Source organism: Hydrogenophaga bisanensis, assembly GCF_042665135.1.
Taxonomy (GTDB): Bacteria; Pseudomonadota; Gammaproteobacteria; order Burkholderiales; family Burkholderiaceae_C; genus Hydrogenophaga; species Hydrogenophaga bisanensis.
The window spans coordinates 228369-245124 of record NZ_JBHTBX010000001.1 but is presented as its reverse complement, the minus strand read 5'-3'; the positions used below and the strand labels follow the sequence as shown (position 1 = coordinate 245124).

Here is a 16756-nt window from a genome sequence, read left to right as displayed (position 1 = left end):
AGGGGCCGTGACATGATGGACATCCTCAACCAGTTGCTCGGTGGTTTTGCCACCGCGGCGACACCTGTCAACCTGCTGTGGGCGCTGGCCGGCTGTGCGCTGGGTACCGCCATCGGCGTGCTGCCCGGCCTAGGGCCGGCCGTGACCGTGGCGATGCTGCTGCCGATCACCGGGCAGGTGGAGCCCACCGCCTCGATGATCTTCCTTGCCGGCATCTACTATGGGGCCATGTACGGCGGCTCGACCACCTCGATCCTGCTGAACACGCCGGGTGAGACCGGGACCATGGTGACGGCCCTGGAGGGCTTCAAGATGGCCAAGAGCGGGCGGGCGGGCGCGGCGCTGGCCACCTCGGCGATCGGCTCTTTTGTGGCCGGCACTTTTGCCACGGTGCTGGTGACGCTGTTCGCCCCTTTCCTGGCCGAGTTTGCGGTCACGCTGGGGCCGCCGGAGTATTTCTGCCTGATGCTGCTGGCATTCACGACGGTCAGCGCCGTGCTGGGGCAGAGCACGCTGCGTGGTCTGACCGCGCTGTTTGCGGGCCTGGCCATGGGGCTGGTGGGCATCGACCAGATCACCGGGCAGGTGCGCTACACCGGCGGCGTCATGGAGTTCATGGACGGCGTGGAGGTGGTGCTGGTGGCGGTCGGCCTGTTTGCGGTGTCCGAAGCACTCTACAACGCGCTGTATGAGGGACGGTCGGTCACCAGCATGAACCGGATGAACCGTGCGCACATGACCCGTGCCGAGTGGCGCCGGTCGTGGCCGGCCTGGCTGCGTGGCACCGCCATCGGCTTTCCCTTCGGCACCATTCCTGCCGGCGGTTCGGAGATCCCGACCTTCCTGAGCTACGCCACCGAGCGCAAACTGGCCGCTCCCGAGCACCAGAAGGAGTTCGGCACCACGGGGGCGATCGAGGGAGTGGCCGGCCCCGAAGCGGCCAACAACTCGGCCGTGACCGCCACCTTGGTACCCCTGCTGACCTTGGGCATCCCGACCTCGGTCACGGCCGCGATCCTGCTCAATGCCTTGCAAAACTACGGCATCAACGCGGGACCGCAACTGTTCCAGACCTCGTCGGCCCTGGTGTGGGCGCTGATTGCGTCGCTCTACATCGGCAACGTGATGCTGCTGGTGCTCAACCTGCCGCTGGTGGGGTTGTGGGTCAAGCTGCTGAAGATTCCCAAGGCACCGCTGTACGCCGGCATCCTGATCTTTGCCACGGTGGGGGTCTACGGCATGCGCCAGAGCAGTTTCGACCTGTTCCTGATGTACGGTCTGGCCCTGCTGGGCGTGGCCATGCGGCGATTCGACTTTCCGGTCGCCCCGGTCATTGTCGGGCTGATCCTGGGGCCGCTGGCCGAGGCGCAGTTCCGCAATGCGATGTCGATCGGGCAGGGCAGCTGGATGGTGTTCGTGGAGCGGCCCCTGTCCGCGACCCTGCTGGTGGTCATTGCCCTGGTGCTCATCACGCCACGCGTGCTGGCCTGGCATCGCAGGGCCTGAGGCCCGGTGGTCGGCGCTAACATGCGGGCATGAGCGCCGACAACCGACTACCGCGCGACGCGCAGAGCATTCTGGAGCTGGCTGCGCGGTCGATGTTCGACCTGTTTGCCAACGCCAGCGAAGGGATGATGCTGGTGGACCGCAATGCCCGCGTGGTCTGGATCAACGATCAGTACCGTCGTTTCCTGCCGGCACTCGGGTTCGAGCGGGAGGAGGATTTCGTCGGACACCCGGTGTCCAGCGTGGTGCAGAACACCCAGATGCATCAGGTGCTGGCCACGGGCAAGCCGATCCTGATTGATCTGCTGAACAACCGTGCCGGCACGTTTGTGGTCTCGCGCATTCCCCTGCGGGATGACGGCGGCGAGGTGATCGGGGTGTTGGGCATCGTGCTCTTCGATCACCCGGAGACGACATTGCAGCCGCTGATCACGAAATTTGCGCGGCTGGAGCAGGATCTGAACGAGGCGCGCCGGGAACTGGCGAGCCAGCGGCGGGCCAAGTACACGTTTGCCAGCTTCGTGGGCACCAGCGCGGCGGCGCAGGAGGTCAAGCGGCAGGCACGGCGGGCCTCACAGTCGCCCAGTCCGGTGCTGTTGCTCGGAGAGACGGGGACCGGCAAGGAGTTGCTGGCGCACGCCATCCACGCAGCATCACCCCGTGCGGGGCGCCCGTTCGTCAGCGTCAACATGGCTGCGGTTCCCGAGGCCCTTATGGAGGCCGAGTTCTTCGGTGTGGCGCCCGGGGCCTACACCGGTGCCGACCGCAAGGGCAGGGACGGCAAGTTCAAGCTGGCCGATGGCGGCACGCTCTTCCTGGATGAACTGGGCGACATGCCCATGGCGGTTCAGGTGAAGTTGCTGCGGGCCCTGCAGGACGGCGAGATCGAGCCACTGGGCTCCAACCGCATCGTGCGCTGCGATGTGCGCGTGGTGGCGGCCACATCGCGAGACCTGCAGCGGCTGGTGCGCGATGGCCAGTTCCGTGAGGATCTGTACTACCGCCTCAATGTGTTGCCGGTGCGTGTGCCTCCCCTGCGGGAACGTCGTGATGACATCCCGCTGCTGGTGGAGGCCCTGAGCGAGGACATTGCCGCACGTGGTGCTCAGGCGCAGCTGGAGGTGGCGCCGGATGCCATGTCCCTGCTGCAGGCCCAGACCTGGCGCGGCAACATCCGTGAGTTGCGCAACGTGCTGGAACAGCTGGCGCTTCGCAGCGAGTCCGGGCGCATCGCGCGCGCTGCGGTGGAGCAGGTGTTGCGGGAAGCCGGCCTCGATCGCATCGAACCGCCACTGTCGTCGGCCATGGACGACGCTGCCGCCTCGGCAGATCCGGTCGCACGGCCCGGACTCACGCTGGCTGAACAGGTGCGAGCGGTAGAGCAGCGGGCGGTGAAGACCGCGCTGTCACAGACGCAGGGCAACCGGGCTGCCGCTGCCCGCTTGTTGGGCATGTCGCGCGCCAGTTTCTATGACAAGTTGCATGAATGGGGTTGGATGTCTGAAAATCAGACATATGTCTGAAAAATAAACATACCTGAACACAAATGTGTGTCTAGAAATCAGACATATAACCTCGATCTCTGAAAGAATCTTTGAAATTCAACGGGTTTTGAGCTGGCATGACTTCTGCTGATGAATGAAGGCATGGCGCACCGCGTCAGCAGATTCACCCCAACAGGAGACAAGTCATGATCCAGACCACCCGCCGTCTTGCGGTGCTGGCCCTTGCCTGCACGGCCGCTACCCTCTCGTTCGCCCAGTCCAAATCGGGTGAGATCCGCATCGCGCACATCTACAGCAAGACCGGTCCGCTGGAGGCCTATGGCAAGCAGACCCAGACCGGTCTCATGATGGGCCTGAATCACGCCACCGGCGGCACCATGACCGTGGGCGGGAAGAAGATCGTCGTCATCGAGAAGGACGATCAGGGCAAGCCTGACCTGGGCAAAAGCCTGCTGGCCGCGGCGTACAGCGACGACAAGGCCGATCTGGCGATCGGCCCGACCAGCTCGGGTGTGGCCCTGGCCCTGCTGCCCGTGGCCGAGGAATACCGCAAGATCCTGCTGGTGGAGCCCGCCGTGGCCGACTCCATCACCGGTGACAAGTGGAACAAGTACATTTTCCGCACCGGCCGCAACAGCAGCCAGGACGCCATCTCCAACGCGGTGGCGCTGGACAAGCCTGGCACGGTGATTGCCACCCTGGCGCAGGATTACGCATTCGGCCGGGATGGCGTCAAGGCCTTCAAGGATGCCATCAAGACCGCCAAGCTGGTGCATGAAGAGTACCTGCCCACCAACACCACGGACTTCACCGCCGGTGCCCAGCGCCTGATCGACAAGCTCAAGGACCAGCCGGGCCGCAAGGTGATCTTCATCATCTGGGCAGGCGCGGGCAACCCGTTCAAGATCGCTGACCTGGATCTCAAGCGCTATGGCATCGAGATCGCCACGGGCGGAAACATCCTGCCGGCCATGGCCAACTACAAGAATTTCCCGGGCATGGAGGGGGCCACCTACTACTACTTCGGCATCCCGAAGAACCCGGTAAACGAGGCCCTGGTGGCCGAGCACTACAAGCAGTTCAAGTCGCCGCCGGATTTCTTCACTGCGGGTGGCTTCAGCTCGGCCATGGCGGTGGTCACGGCGCTGAAGAAGACCAACGGCGACACCAAGACCGACACCCTCATCAAGACCATGGAGGGCATGAGCTTCGAGACGCCCAAGGGCACGATGACCTTCCGCAAAGAAGACCACCAGGCCATGCAGAGCATGTACCACTTCAAGATCAAGGTGGATCCTGCTTTCCCCTGGGGTGTGCCGGAGCTGGTGCGGGAGATCAAGCCCGAGGAAATGAACGTGCCGATCAGGAACAAGCGCTGAAAGCGCTTGACCCCCTGCGCCGCTGACGCGGCTTCCCCCTGACAGGGGGACCATGCCTGTGGCCCGGCATAGCCGGTTCCACGGCATGTCTGGAAGGTTGCGGCACGGGCCGCAACTGCTCGCGCACTTGCGCTGCGCGTGGAGAAACTTGATGCTTGAAACCACTGATCTCACGGTCCGCTTCGGTGGGCACGTGGCGGTGAATGCTGTGTCCTGCGCGTTCGAGCCGGGCACGCTGACCGCCATCGTCGGCCCGAACGGTGCGGGCAAGACGACCTACTTCAACCTCATCTCGGGCCAGATCAAGGCCACGGCCGGGCGGGTCAAGCTCAATGGGGTGGACATCTCGGCGCGGGGCGCGCCGGCGCGGGCGCAGGCAGGGCTCGGGCGGGCTTTCCAGTTGACCAACCTGTTTCCCAACCTGACCGTGCGTGAGAACGTGCGGCTGGCGGTGCAAGCCAGGGCGGGAGCCGGGCTGAACCTGTGGCGCATCTGGAGCGACCGGCGTGACCTCGTGGTGCGCGCCGATGAGGTGCTGGAAGCCGTTGCCTTGTCGGACAAGGGCGATGCGCTTGCATCGAGCCTGCCCCATGGAGACCAGCGCAAGCTGGAGGTCGGCATCCTGATGGCGCTGGAGCCGCAGGTGTTCATGTTCGACGAGCCCACCGCCGGCATGAGTGTGGACGAGGTACCGGTGATCCTGAACCTTATCCGCCAGCTCAAGGCCGATCGCACCAAAACCATTCTGCTGGTCGAGCACAAGATGGATGTGGTGCGCGAACTGGCCGACCGCATCATCGTGCTGCACAACGGCGAACTGGTGGCCGATGGCGAGCCGGAAGCGGTGATTGCCTCGCCGGTGGTGCAACAGGCCTACCTCGGCATCAACCCCGAAGAGAGGGACCAGGAGGTGGCTGCATGAGCGAAGTGCTGCTGAAGCTCGAAGGGGTGCACACCCACATCGGGGCCTATCACATCCTTCATGGCGTGGATCTGGTCGTGCCCAAGGGGCAGCTGACCATGCTGCTGGGCCGCAACGGCGCGGGCAAGACGACCACGCTGCGCACCATCATGGGCCTATGGCACGCCAGCCAGGGCCGGATCACACTGGCCGGGCAGGACATCACTGCCCGCCAGACCCCCGACATCGCCACCAGCGGTGTGGCCTACGTGCCCGAGAGCATGGGCATTTTTTCGGACCTGTCGGTCCGTGAGAACCTGCTGCTGGCCGCGCGCAGTGCGCGCACGCTCGACGACATCGACACCACGCGGCTCGAATGGATCTTCGGCCTGTTCCCGGCCATGAAGAAGTTCTGGAACCACCCGGCCGGCAAGCTCAGCGGCGGGCAAAAGCAGATGCTGGCGGTCTCCCGGGCCATTGTCGAGCCGCGCCAACTGCTGCTGATTGACGAACCGAGCAAGGGGCTGGCGCCGGCCATCATCCAGAACATGATCGCGGCCTTCCGCGAACTCAAGGCCGCGCAGACCACGATCCTGCTGGTCGAGCAGAACTTCAACTTTGCCAGGCAGCTGGGCGACAGCGTGGCCGTCATGGACGACGGGCGCGTGGTGCACAGCGGGTCCATGGCTGAACTCGCGGCGGACGAATCGCTGCAAAGCAAACTGCTCGGCCTGAGCCTGGGAGCGCATCAGTGACTTCATTCAAAGACCTTGACTGGAAGCCCATGGCACTGGTGCCGCTGCTGGCATTGGCTGCCTTGCCAGCGGTGGGCAGCCCCTCGACCTGGCTGACGTTGACCGTGGCAGGCCTGGCGATGGGCATGATCGTGTTCATCATCGCCTCGGGCCTGACGCTGGTGTTCGGCCTGATGGATGTGCTGAACTTCGGCCATGGCGTGTTCATCGCGCTGGGCGCCTTCGTGGCCACCACGGTGCTGGCCAGCATGGGCAGCTACACGGCCGCCGACAGCCTCTGGCTGAACCTGCTGGCGCTGCTGCCGGCCATGCTGGTGGCGATGGCGGTGGCTGGTGCGCTGGGACTGGTGTTCGAACGCTTCATCATCCGCCCCGTCTACGGCATGCACCTCAAGCAGATCCTGATCACCATGGGCGGCATGATCATCGGCGAGGAAATGATCAAGGTCATCTGGGGCCCGGAGCAGATTCCCTTGCCCTTGCCCGAGGCCATGCGCGGGGCCGTGCTGCTGGGGGACGCTGCGGTGGAGAAGTACCGGCTGGTGGCGGTGCTGGTGGGCACCGCGGTGTTCGCCGCCATGGTCTGGACGCTCAACCGCACCAAGGTGGGCCTGCTGATCCGCGCCGGTGTGCAGGACCGGGAGATGGTGGAGTCGCTGGGCTATCGCATCAAGCGTCTGTTCGTCGGGGTGTTCGTGGCGGGAAGCGCGCTGGCCGGGCTGGGTGGTGTGATGTGGGGGCTGTACCAGCAGAGCGTGATCCCGCAGATGGGTGCACAGGTCAACGTGCTGATCTTCATCGTCATCATCATCGGCGGGCTCGGTTCGACGCTGGGCGCGCTGATCGGTGCGCTGCTGGTGGGCCTGATGGCCAACTACACCGGATTTCTGGTGCCCAAGGTGGCGCTGTTCTCCAACATCGCGCTGATGGTCGCCATCCTGCTGTGGCGGCCGCAGGGCGTCTACCCGGTGACCAGCCGTTGAGAGGTTGAACATGCTGCAACGACTGCTCTCCAAAGACCTGCCGCGCAGCCGCTGGCTGGCGATGCTGCTGCTCATCCTGGTCCTGGGGCTGGCCTTTGCCCCCTTCCTGTTCCCGGGCGTCAAGGCCCTGAACGTGGCGGCCAAGATCCTGATCTTCGTGGCGCTGGTGGCCAGCTTCGATCTGCTGCTGGGTTACACCGGCATCGTGAGCTTTGCACACACCATGTTCTTTGGCATCGGCGCCTATGGCGTGGCCATTTCGCTCAGTTCGGTGGAGGAAGCCTCCTGGAGCGCGATCTTCATCGGGGTGCTGGCCGCACTGCTGGTCTCGGTGCTGCTGTCGCTGCTGATCGGGCTGTTCTCGCTGCGGGTGCGGGCGATCTTCTTTGCCATGATCACGCTGGCGGTGGCCTCAGCCTTCCTGACGCTGGCGTCGCAGCTGTCGGAATTCACCGGTGGCGAGGACGGTCTGACCTTCCGGGTGCCCGAGCTGCTGTCACCGGGCTTCATGCTGCGGGAAGACCCGCTGGTGCTGCCCTGGGCCGAGGTGGACCTCAATGGCCGGCTGATCACCTACTACCTGATCTTCGGCAGTGTGTTGGCCATCTTCCTGACACTGCTTCGCATCGTGAACTCGCCCTTTGGCAGAGTGCTGCAGGCGATCCGGGAAAACGACTTCCGAGCGGAGGCGCTCGGTTACCGCACCGTGGTCTACCGCACCTTGTCCAACGTGCTGTCAGCCCTCTTCGCCACATTGGCCGGGTGCCTGCTGGCGCTCTGGCTGCGCTACAACGGGCCGGATACATCGCTGTCCTTCGAGATCATGCTGGACATCCTGCTCATTGTGGTCATCGGCGGCATGGGCACGCTGTATGGCGCGCTGATTGGCAGCGTGCTGTTCGTGGTGGCGCAGAGCTACCTGCAGGATTTGCTGCGCCTGATCGGCGAGGCCACTGCAGGTATTCCGCTGCTGCCCGCCCTGTTCACCCCGGACCGCTGGCTGCTCTGGCTGGGCCTGCTGTTCGTGCTGTCGGTCTACTACTTTCCCACCGGCATCGTCGGCAAGCTGCGCGAGCGCGCCGTGCTGGCCCGTCTGAAGGAGCTGCGATGAATACCACGGCACTGTCGCGTTATCTCTTGTGCGAGGGGCGCGAGATCCATTTCATGGACTGGGCGCCGGCGGCCGGCGTGCCGGCACAGGGCACGGTGGTGGCCTGGCACGGACTGGCTCGTACGGGCCGGGACATGGACCCGCTGGCCATTCATCTGGCGTCGCTGGGCTACCGGGTGCTCTGTCCTGACACCATCGGACGGGGCCTGTCGCAATGGAGTCCGGTGCCCCAGAACGAGTACTGCCTGGCTTTCTACGCGAAGCTGGCGCGTTCGCTGGTCGATCAGCTGGGTCTGGAACGATTCCACTGGGTGGGCACATCGATGGGCGGTGCCATCGGCATGGTGGCGGCCGATGGTCTGCTGCGCGGCCGGATTCTGCGCCTGGTCCTCAACGACAACGGCCCCAAGCTGGCGGACGCGGCCATCGAGCGCATCCGGACTTACGCAGGCAATCCGGCCGCTTTCGCCACCGTGACCGAGCTGGAGCAGTACTTCCGCACGGTCTACAAACCCTACGGCTACCTGCCGGATGCACAGTGGCGTCTGCTGACCGAGAGCTCGACGAGGCGCCTGCCCGATGGCCGTGTCACGCCGCACTACGACCCGGCGATGGTCCAGCAGTTCATCCACCACCCGCAGGACTACGACCTTTGGCCGGTGTACGACCGCCTTGACATCCCGGTGCTGTGCCTGCGGGGGGCAGAGTCGGATCTGCTGCTGGCCGACACCGCCGAAGCGATGCGCGATCGTGGTCCGCGCGCGCTGGTGGTGACCATCGCCGGCTGTGGCCATGCACCCGCCCTGAATGTGCCTGATCAGGTGGACCTGGTGAGCCGCTTCCTGGCCGGCTGAGGCTCAGTCCTTGGCGCCCATGGCCAAGGCGCGGGCACGGCTCTCGGTCCAGGCCATGGGGTCATCGGCCTGCTGCGTCGGCCAGCCTTGCAGGTGGCGCTCAGTCAGGTCGGTCAGGGCCCGGATCCAGTCGGGACTGTCGTTCAGGCAGTCGATGTACTGAAACTGCTGTCCGCCGGCGTGCTTGAAGGCTTCCTGCGCTTCCATGCGGATTTCTTCCAGCGTCTCCAGGCAGTCGCTGGTGAAGCCGGGGCAGATGACATCCACGCTCTTGAGGCCAGCCTGTGCCTTGGCCACCAGCGTGGGCTCGGTGTAGGGCTCCAGCCACTTGGCTTTGCCAAAGCGCGACTGGAAGGTGACCGTGTAACGGTCCTTGGACAGCCCCAGGCGTTCGGCCAGCAGGCGGCCGGTCTTGTGGCATTCACAGTGGTAAGGGTCACCCAGCATCAAGGTGCGCTCGGGCACACCATGAAAGCTCATGATGAGGTGATCGCCCTGGCCCTGATGCATCCAGTGCTGCCTGACGCGTTTGGCCAAGGCCTCGATGTAGCCCGGGTCGTCGTGGTAGCGGTTGATGAAACGGAACTCGGGCAGGTGGCGGGTCTTCAGGCCCCAGTGCGCCACCGCGTCAAAGACGCTGGCCGTGGTGGTGCCACTGTACTGCGGATAGGCGGGCAGGATGAGGATGCGTGTGACGCCTTGGGCCTTCAGTTCGTCGAGCACGGCCGGCATGGACGGGTTGCCGTAGCGCATGGCGTAGCGCACGGTGACCTGATGCCCGCGTTCACCCAGATAGCCGCGCAGCAGGGTGGCCTGCTTTTCCGTCCAGGCTTTGAGCGGAGAACCCTCGCTTGTCCAGATGCTGGCGTATTTGACGGCCGACTTGGCTGGACGCACCCGCAGGATGATGCCGTGCAGGATCAGCGCCCAGATCGCCTTGGGAATTTCGACCACACGGCCGTCGCCGAGGAATTCGGCCAGGTAGCGGCGCAGGGCGGGCGCGGTGGCTTCGTCGGGGGTGCCCAGGTTGCACAGCACAACAGCCGTACGCGGCGCCTGGCCATGGGAATATCGTGGTTCGGTGTTGAAAGCCATGCGCTATTCTCTCCCAGACATGAATACCCCCGGACCCCATCCAGTTCCCACCTTTGATCCTGATCGCGTGCAGGCCATCACGCTGGATCTGGACGACACCCTGTGGCCCATCTGGCCCACCATCGCCCGTGCCGAACAGGTGCTGCAGGCATGGCTGGGCGAGCACGCCCCGGCAACGGCAGCACTGGCCACCGATCGTTCAACCCTGCGTGCCGTGCGGGAGCGGGTGGGGCGTGAGCGTGCGGATCTGGCTCATGACCTCAGTGCCTTGCGGCGCGAGAGCATTCGCGTGCTGCTTGAGCAGGCTGGCGATGACCCGGCACTGGCGGAACCGGCATTCGAGGTGTTCTTTGCCGAACGGCAGCGGGTGGAGTTGTTTGAGGACGCCCTGCCGGCGTTGGAGCGCCTTAGCGCCCGTTATCCGGTGGTGGCGCTGTCCAACGGCAACGCCGATGTCCATCGCGTGGGGATTGGCGAGCACTTCCGGGCGTCCATCAGTGCGCGTGAATTTGGTATCGGCAAGCCCGACCCCCGGATCTTCCACGCGGCAGCCCATGCCGCTGGCGTGATGCCGGAGGAGGTACTGCACATTGGCGACGATGCGCATCTGGACGGCGTCGGCGCCCTGCGGGCCGGCATGCAACTGGCCTGGGTCAACCGTGCCGACCATCCCTGGGAACACGAGCCTCTTCAGCCCCACATCACCATCAACGATCTGCGCGATCTCTGTCGCGCCTTGTCCATCTGAAAACAGGAGACATCTTGAGCATCACCATCCACGGCATCGCCGCCTCCCGCGCCATCCGCCCCTTGTGGGTGGCCACCGAACTGGGCCTGAGCTTCGACCATGTCCCGACCCCGTACCAGGGCGGCGCGACCCGCACACCCGAGTTCCTGGCCCTCAACCCCAACGGGCACATCCCTGTGGTGGTGGATCGCCAGACCGAGGGGCAGGAAGTGGTGGTCTGGGAAAGCATGGCTTGCGCCCTGTATCTGGCACGTCATCTCGGCAAAGCCGACGGCGCCGGGATCACGCCTTCCAGCGCGCGCGAGGACGCCGAGGCCCTGCGCTGGAGTTTCTGGGTGGTCAACGAAGTGGAGGCCGATGCCCTCACGGTCCTGATGCACCGCGTGGCCATGCCGGCAGATCGGCGAAAGCCGGAACTGGCCGAAGCCGCCGAGCAGCGGCTGAAGGTGCCCATGCGGGTGCTCGAAGACCATCTGGAGCGGCAGCAGCAGGCCGGTGAGGACTGGCTTGCTGCCAAGCGCTTCACTGTGGCCGACCTGTGCGTTGCCAGCGTCGTCAACTGGGCACGTCCCGCTCGGGGACTGATGGATGCGCACCCCCTGGTGCACGAATGGGTGGTGCGCTGCATGGAGCGTCCCGCCTACCACCAGGCCAAGGCCTTGGGGTGACTCACCAGCCCCAGAGCAGACGCTTGGCCACCCAGCCCTGGCCGAGCTCCTGATGCTTGACCTTGACCCAGGACCCCTGTTTCGCGACAGTGCGCACGGTCTCGCCGTATTCCAGGCGCCCTTTGATGCGATGGCCCGTTCCGGGGCCAGTGCGGAGGTTGGCCACCGGTGACTTGATCACATGGTATGGGGTGGTGGAGGTGAGTGAGCGGGCCACCCATCCATCGTCACCTTCGAAGTCCCGGACCTTGATCCACTGGCCTTGCCGCTGAACGACCTTGAGCGGATAGCCACGGCTGAGTTTCCACAGAACCGGGCTGTTCGTCCCGGGGGCTTCGCGCATGTTCAGCGTGCCGGCTTTGACGCTGACCATGGTTTGGGCGGTGGCCTGGGTACTGAGCAGCACCAGCAGGGATGCGGTGGCAGCCGAAAAGCATTGGCGCAAGAAAAGGCGGGTGCGAGTCATGGCGCGCAGGTCTCCTACTCTGGTGAACAAGACCTCGGTGGGAGCCCACCGGGTCGTCAAGGTTCCCCAGAGGACGAGGCTGTTCGTCAGTCGCTGCTGGTGCCCGGGCTGCGGGTGGCCTGCCGGCAGGCCTCCCGGAACTGGCGCAACTGCGCCTCGCAGCGGGCCAGCACACTGCCGGCAGGGAAGGGGCCGTGGGTGGCCAGCGGATCGCTGATGCCGCTGGGCATGCCGGTCAGCAAGGCCAGACCTTCACCCGCATGGGAGGCGGTGTAGATGTGGAACTGCCCGGCGGCCACGGCATCGACCACGGACTGATCCAGCATCAGGTGGCGCAGGTTGCGCCGGGGCAGCAGCACGCCCTGCTGTCCATCGAGCCCGGCCGCCTCGCAGACGCGGAACCAGCCCTCGATCTTCTCGTTGACGCCACCGACCGGCAGCACCTCGCCGTGCTGGTTCAGCGCCCCGGTGACGGCAATGCCCTGACGCAAGGGCACGCCCGACAGGGAAGAGAGCAGGGCGAACAGCTCCGCACACGACGCGGAGTCGCCTTCGACGCCGTTGTACTCCTGCTCGAACACGACGGAGGCATTCAGCGCCAGCGGTGCGAGGTGACCGAAGAGCGCAATCAGGTAGCTGTGCAGGATCAGCACGCCCTTGTCGTGGATGGGCCCTGACATCTCCACCTCGCGCTCAATGTTCAGCAGACCCTGACCACCCGCGTGGGTGCGCGCGCTCACCCGTACCGGCAGGCCGAAGCGCCAGTCGCCCAGGTCGATCTGGGTCAGGCCATTGATTTGCCCGATGCGGCTGCCGGCCAGTTCGATCAGGCGCTCGCCCTCGGCAATCGACTCGCGCAGCCGCTGTTCGGGGTAGTCGTGGCGCAGGCGCCGAGCTGACAGGGCTGCGGCGATGTCCCGCGCCTCCACCACACTGCCACCCCTGTCGCGGCACAGGGCAGATCCTTCGACCACCAGCGCTTCGGTACGCGCAAACAGGGCGCTCTGGCGCGACTGATCGTCGGTCTGGCGATGCGAGTCCTCAATCAGTGCGGCCACCGCATCCGCCGTGAAGGGCGGCAGGCCGCGGCGCCTGCAGGTATGGGCCACGAACAGTGCCGTGGCCATGCGCGTGTCGTCGGTGGCGCGGAAGCTCTCGGCAAAATCCACCTTGACGCGAAAGCGCCGGGCGAACTCGGGGTCGGCTTCCTGCAGCTCGTAGTACTGCGTGACCGAGCCGATGAGCACGATCTTGACGTCGGCGTCCACCGATTCAGGCCGCAAGGAAACCGCCGGGATCGGCATCAGCCCCATGCCAGGCTCCTCGATCTGGACCCGGCCACTGCGCAGGAATCGCCGCAGCTTCTCCCAGGCCAGGTCCTCGGCCAGCAGGTCGCGCAACTGCAGGATCAGGTAGCCGCCGTGGGCACGCAGCAGGCTGCCGGCGCGGATGCGGGAAAAATCGGTGTGAAGGACATCCTCTTCGGCCTGGTAGTCGACGCTGCCGAACAGGGCGTGCGGTGTGGGGTTGTCCTCCACGATCACCGGCGCCCCGCGCAAGGGGCTGTTGTCCACCACCAGGTTGACCTGGTACTGTGCCAGCAGCGACTCGAGCGCCATCTGCCGTTCCTCGTCGTCGGCCTCCTGTGGCTCAAACAGCTCGATGTGCTCCAGGATGTCGTGGGCCACCTGCTCCAGGTAGCCGCCGAGCTTGACACTGTCCTTGATCTGCTTCTTGAGGCTGACGCGGATTTCCTGCAGTTCATGGTCCAGCAGGGGCTTGATGACCTGTCGCCGCAGGGCCGCCAGGGCCTCATTCATCACCCGTGCCATGGGACGCGTCTTCTCCAGGAAGTGCGAGATCTGCTCTCGCACCTCGATCTCGGCCTGGCTGATCTCGGCCCGCCGTTCGCGGGGCAAGGTACGCGCCTCGTTTTCGGTCAGCGCGTTGCCACCGTCGCCCACCAGGGTGAAGACCAGATGGCCGGATTCCCGGAACAGGTTGAAATGCCGCTCCTCGGCGAACTGCTCCAGCTCGGCAAACGCCTTGCTCTCCTCATCCTTGTAGGCATCCTGCAGGCGCTCGCTTTCGGCCTTGAAGTCGTCGCGCGCCAGGCGCTGGGGAATCTCTGTCTGCAGCGTGCGGCACAGGCGCTGCATCAGTTGCCGCAGCTCGCGACCCTGGCCAGCAGGCATGCGCAAGGCGCGGGGACGTTCGGGATTGTCGAAGTTGTGCAGGTAGCACAGATCGGGTGGAACCGGTCGGTCGGCGGCGACCGCTTGGGTGAGTTCGCGCAACAGCGATGAACGGCCACTGCCGACCTCCCCGAGCACGAACAGGTTGTAGTCGGGGCTGTCCATTGACAGGCCGAAGCGTGCCGCCTGTTCGGCCCTTTCCTGGCCGATCCAGGGCAGGGACTGCACGTGCAGTTCGCTGGTGTCGGCAAAACCCAGGCTGGCCGGGTCCACGGTCAGGCGCAGTTGCGAAGGAAGGAGGCGGGGCAATTCGGTCATGGAGTCAGCGCCATCATGCAGGGGGAAAGTCTTCAGGGCAAGCGGTGGTCCGACGACAGCAGCGATGCGGCGTGCTGACCACTGCGGATCGCTCCTTCCAGGGTGGCGGGGTAAGGGCCCTCCACGTAGTCGCCCGCCGCGGTCAGGCCATCGGTGATGCGCGCGGCGGGCCGGACCAGTCCGGGGATGCAGGCAAAGGTGGCGCGACGTTCAATCACCGTGCGAATCGGCTCCAGCCGGTCCACTCCCAGCTGCTGTCGACCTTGCGCCAGCACCGCAGCCTCCAGGATCGCCCGGTCGTCGGGGCTGGCGCTCACGACGAAGGCCAGCACGCCCTGCATGCCGGGGTCGTCGGGCTGGAGTTGCCCCCGGTCGAACACGAACTGGGCCGAGAAGGCGGGCTCACCGGATGCCGGGCGCAAGGCGAGCATCGGCGCACTCAGGCGCGCGCCGGGTGCCTTGGCGTACACGGTCGCGATGGCGGTGTGGGGCAGCCCCAGCGCCTGATCGGCCCAGGCCTGCAAGGAAGACTTCTCACCATGCGTCATGCTGGCTGCCGCGCCCCTGATCAGCTGGCCCGCAACCTCGGCAGAGGTAGCCAAAACCACCTGATCGGCATGGCCGGTGCGTTCCAGTCCGTCTGCCCGAAGCGTGATGTCCCAGCCGCCGGGGCCGGGCCGAAGCGCAGTGGCACGGGTACCCGTCTGCGTGGTTGCCCCGTGCGCCCTGAGCCAGTCGACCGCCTTCGCTGGCATCAACGACCCCAGGTCCTGGCGCGGGATCAGCAGATGGGCTGGACGCAGGGTGCGATGCCCCTGACCGAACAGCGCATCGCGCAACACCCGCAGGAACACCTGACCGCTGGCCTGTGCAGCGGGCAGGTTGAGCGCGGAGACGCACAGGGGCTCGATCAGGTCCTGCATGGGCCGGGTCGGCAGACCGCGGCACACATCGGCGACCGTGTCCCCGGACGGGCATTGAAAGCCCGACAGCCGCCAGCGCAGTGAGCGCTGCATCAGGGCCAGGCGGTCATGCCATGACCAGCCCCGCGCCGTGAACATGGCCGCCAGCGCATCCAGGGGGGCCGGCCAGCGCGCCGCCCAGGGGGGCGTGCTCATGCCCTGGCCATCCGGGTAAGGCAGTCCCAGTGGCAAGTCCAGCAGGGCTTGGGACAGATCGACACCCACGGTCTCCATCAGGCCCAAGGTGGCGGTGTAAGCCCCGATCAGGATGTGCTGGCCGTTGTCCAGCGGCAAGGACGTTCCGTCCGTTGCCTGTAGCGTGAGAGCGCGCGCCCGACCACCCCAGTGCCGGGTGGCTTCGATCAAGGTGACCTGGTGGCCCTGCTGGGTGGCCTGTGCGGCCGCCGCCAGACCCGCCCAGCCCCCGCCGACAACGCAGACCTTCACAGGCGACCCAGTGCCTGCACCTTCCAGGCGAGCCAGAACTTGCGCAGCGGCGTCAGGCTCACGCGCTGCGTGAGCACCAGCATGGGGTCGGCCGCAATCTCCTGCAGCAGCGTGCGGTAGATGCTGGCCATCATCAGGCCGGGCTTCTGCGCCTGGCGGTCAGCCGCGGGCAGCAGGGCCAGGGCCTCGTCGTAGGTACGCAGGGCGCGCTGGCACTGGAAGTCCATCAGCGCGCGGAAGCGCCGTTCAAAATCGGCCGGATCGCTGCCGGGCACCGCACCGCGCTTGAGCAGCTCATGGGCCTTGAGGTCGAAGCGCTGCAGGTCATTGACCGGCAGGTAGATGCGCCCACGCACTGCATCTTCGCCCACGTCACGGATGATGTTGGTGAGCTGGAAAGCCAGGCCCAGGCGATGGGCGTACTCGGTGGTCGCAGCCTCTGTCTGGCCGAAGATGCGGGCAGCGACCTCGCCGACGATGCCTGCCACCAGATGGCAGTATTGCTGCAGGTTGGCAAAGTCCAGGTAGCGGTTCTGATCCAGGTCCATCTGGCAGCCATCAATGACGGCCAACAGGTGCCGGGCCTCGATCCCGTAGACCGGGCAGTGAGGCATCAGGGCCTGCATGGCCGGATGGCTGGGTTTGCCGGCGAAGGCTTGCGCCACTTCCTGCCGCCACCAGCCCAGCTTGGCCTGCGCCACACCCAGGTCCTGCACCTCGTCGACCACGTCGTCCACCTCACGGCAGAAGGCATAGAAGGCGGTGATGGCCGCACGGCGCGGCGCTGGCAGGAACAGGAAGGCGTAGTAGAAGCTGCTGCCAGAGGCAGCGGCTTTTTGCTGGGCGTATTCTTGGGGGCTCAT

15 protein-coding genes are annotated in these 16756 nt (G+C 65.7%); 10 read left to right on the top strand and 5 right to left on the bottom strand.

The window, feature by feature from the left end:
• Nucleotides 1–15 precede the first annotated feature (15 nt).
• The 8 genes from ACFQNJ_RS01180 (at nt 16) to ACFQNJ_RS01145 (ending at nt 8994) form a co-directional block, all read left to right on the top strand.
• On the top strand, nt 16–1506 hold the full coding sequence (locus ACFQNJ_RS01180) for a tripartite tricarboxylate transporter permease (RefSeq protein WP_382253620.1): 1491 nt from the start codon (nt 16–18) through the stop codon (nt 1504–1506).
• A gap of 29 nt (nt 1507–1535) precedes the next feature.
• Nucleotides 1536–3029, top strand: coding sequence for a sigma-54 interaction domain-containing protein (locus ACFQNJ_RS01175; protein WP_382253193.1), 1494 nt, complete (start codon nt 1536–1538; stop codon nt 3027–3029).
• Between the two features lie 167 nt (nt 3030–3196).
• Nucleotides 3197–4390 carry a substrate-binding domain-containing protein gene (locus ACFQNJ_RS01170; RefSeq protein ID WP_374639028.1) on the top strand — a complete coding sequence of 398 codons (1194 nt, stop codon included), beginning with the start codon at nt 3197–3199 and terminating at the stop codon, nt 4388–4390.
• Between the two features lie 151 nt (nt 4391–4541).
• Nucleotides 4542–5312, top strand: a complete 771-nt coding sequence (locus tag ACFQNJ_RS01165; protein ID WP_382253191.1) for an ABC transporter ATP-binding protein — start codon at nt 4542–4544, stop codon at nt 5310–5312.
• A complete protein-coding gene (locus ACFQNJ_RS01160) occupies nt 5309–6046 on the top strand; it encodes an ABC transporter ATP-binding protein (RefSeq protein WP_374639030.1) in 738 nt (245 codons plus the stop codon). The genes ACFQNJ_RS01165 and ACFQNJ_RS01160 overlap by 4 nt, the downstream gene beginning before the upstream one ends.
• Nucleotides 6047–6075: 29 nt before the next feature.
• A complete protein-coding gene (locus ACFQNJ_RS01155; protein WP_374639050.1) occupies nt 6076–7029 on the top strand; it encodes a branched-chain amino acid ABC transporter permease in 954 nt (317 codons plus the stop codon).
• Between the two features lie 10 nt (nt 7030–7039).
• Nucleotides 7040–8140, top strand: a complete 1101-nt coding sequence (locus ACFQNJ_RS01150) for a branched-chain amino acid ABC transporter permease (protein WP_382253189.1) — start codon at nt 7040–7042, stop codon at nt 8138–8140.
• Complete coding sequence (locus ACFQNJ_RS01145; RefSeq protein WP_382253187.1) at nt 8137–8994, top strand: alpha/beta fold hydrolase; 858 nt, start codon at nt 8137–8139, stop codon at nt 8992–8994. The genes ACFQNJ_RS01150 and ACFQNJ_RS01145 overlap by 4 nt, the downstream gene beginning before the upstream one ends.
• A gap of 3 nt (nt 8995–8997) precedes the next feature.
• Here ACFQNJ_RS01145 and hemH read toward each other — a convergent pair whose 3' ends face one another.
• Entirely contained in the window at nt 8998–10089 is a 1092-nt protein-coding gene (gene hemH, locus ACFQNJ_RS01140; protein ID WP_382253185.1) for a ferrochelatase, read from the bottom strand.
• A 19-nt stretch (nt 10090–10108) separates the two neighbouring features.
• Between hemH and ACFQNJ_RS01135 the strand changes: the two genes are divergently transcribed.
• Both ACFQNJ_RS01135 and ACFQNJ_RS01130 read left to right on the top strand, forming a co-directional pair.
• On the top strand, nt 10109–10837 hold the full coding sequence (locus ACFQNJ_RS01135; RefSeq protein ID WP_382253183.1) for an HAD family hydrolase: 729 nt from the start codon (nt 10109–10111) through the stop codon (nt 10835–10837).
• 14 nt (nt 10838–10851) lie between these two features.
• The gene (locus ACFQNJ_RS01130; RefSeq protein ID WP_374639035.1) at nt 10852–11505 is read left to right on the top strand and encodes a glutathione S-transferase family protein; all 654 of its coding nucleotides are present in this window, start codon (nt 10852–10854) and stop codon (nt 11503–11505) included.
• A 1-nt stretch (nt 11506) separates the two neighbouring features.
• On the opposite strand, the gene ACFQNJ_RS01125 is transcribed toward ACFQNJ_RS01130, so the two are convergent.
• The 4 genes from ACFQNJ_RS01125 to hpnD all read right to left on the bottom strand — a co-directional run bounded on the left by ACFQNJ_RS01125 (nt 11507) and on the right by hpnD (nt 16756).
• The gene (locus ACFQNJ_RS01125) at nt 11507–11971 is read right to left on the bottom strand and encodes an SH3 domain-containing protein (RefSeq protein WP_382253182.1); all 465 of its coding nucleotides are present in this window, start codon (nt 11969–11971) and stop codon (nt 11507–11509) included.
• A gap of 86 nt (nt 11972–12057) precedes the next feature.
• A complete protein-coding gene (locus tag ACFQNJ_RS01120) occupies nt 12058–14484 on the bottom strand; it encodes a Lon protease family protein (RefSeq protein WP_382253180.1) in 2427 nt (808 codons plus the stop codon).
• Between the two features lie 32 nt (nt 14485–14516).
• Nucleotides 14517–15893 carry a hydroxysqualene dehydroxylase HpnE gene (gene hpnE / locus ACFQNJ_RS01115; RefSeq protein ID WP_382253178.1) on the bottom strand — a complete coding sequence of 459 codons (1377 nt, stop codon included), beginning with the start codon at nt 15891–15893 and terminating at the stop codon, nt 14517–14519.
• Nucleotides 15890–16756, bottom strand: coding sequence for a presqualene diphosphate synthase HpnD (gene hpnD, locus ACFQNJ_RS01110; protein WP_382253176.1), 867 nt, complete (start codon nt 16754–16756; stop codon nt 15890–15892). The genes hpnE and hpnD overlap by 4 nt, the downstream gene beginning before the upstream one ends.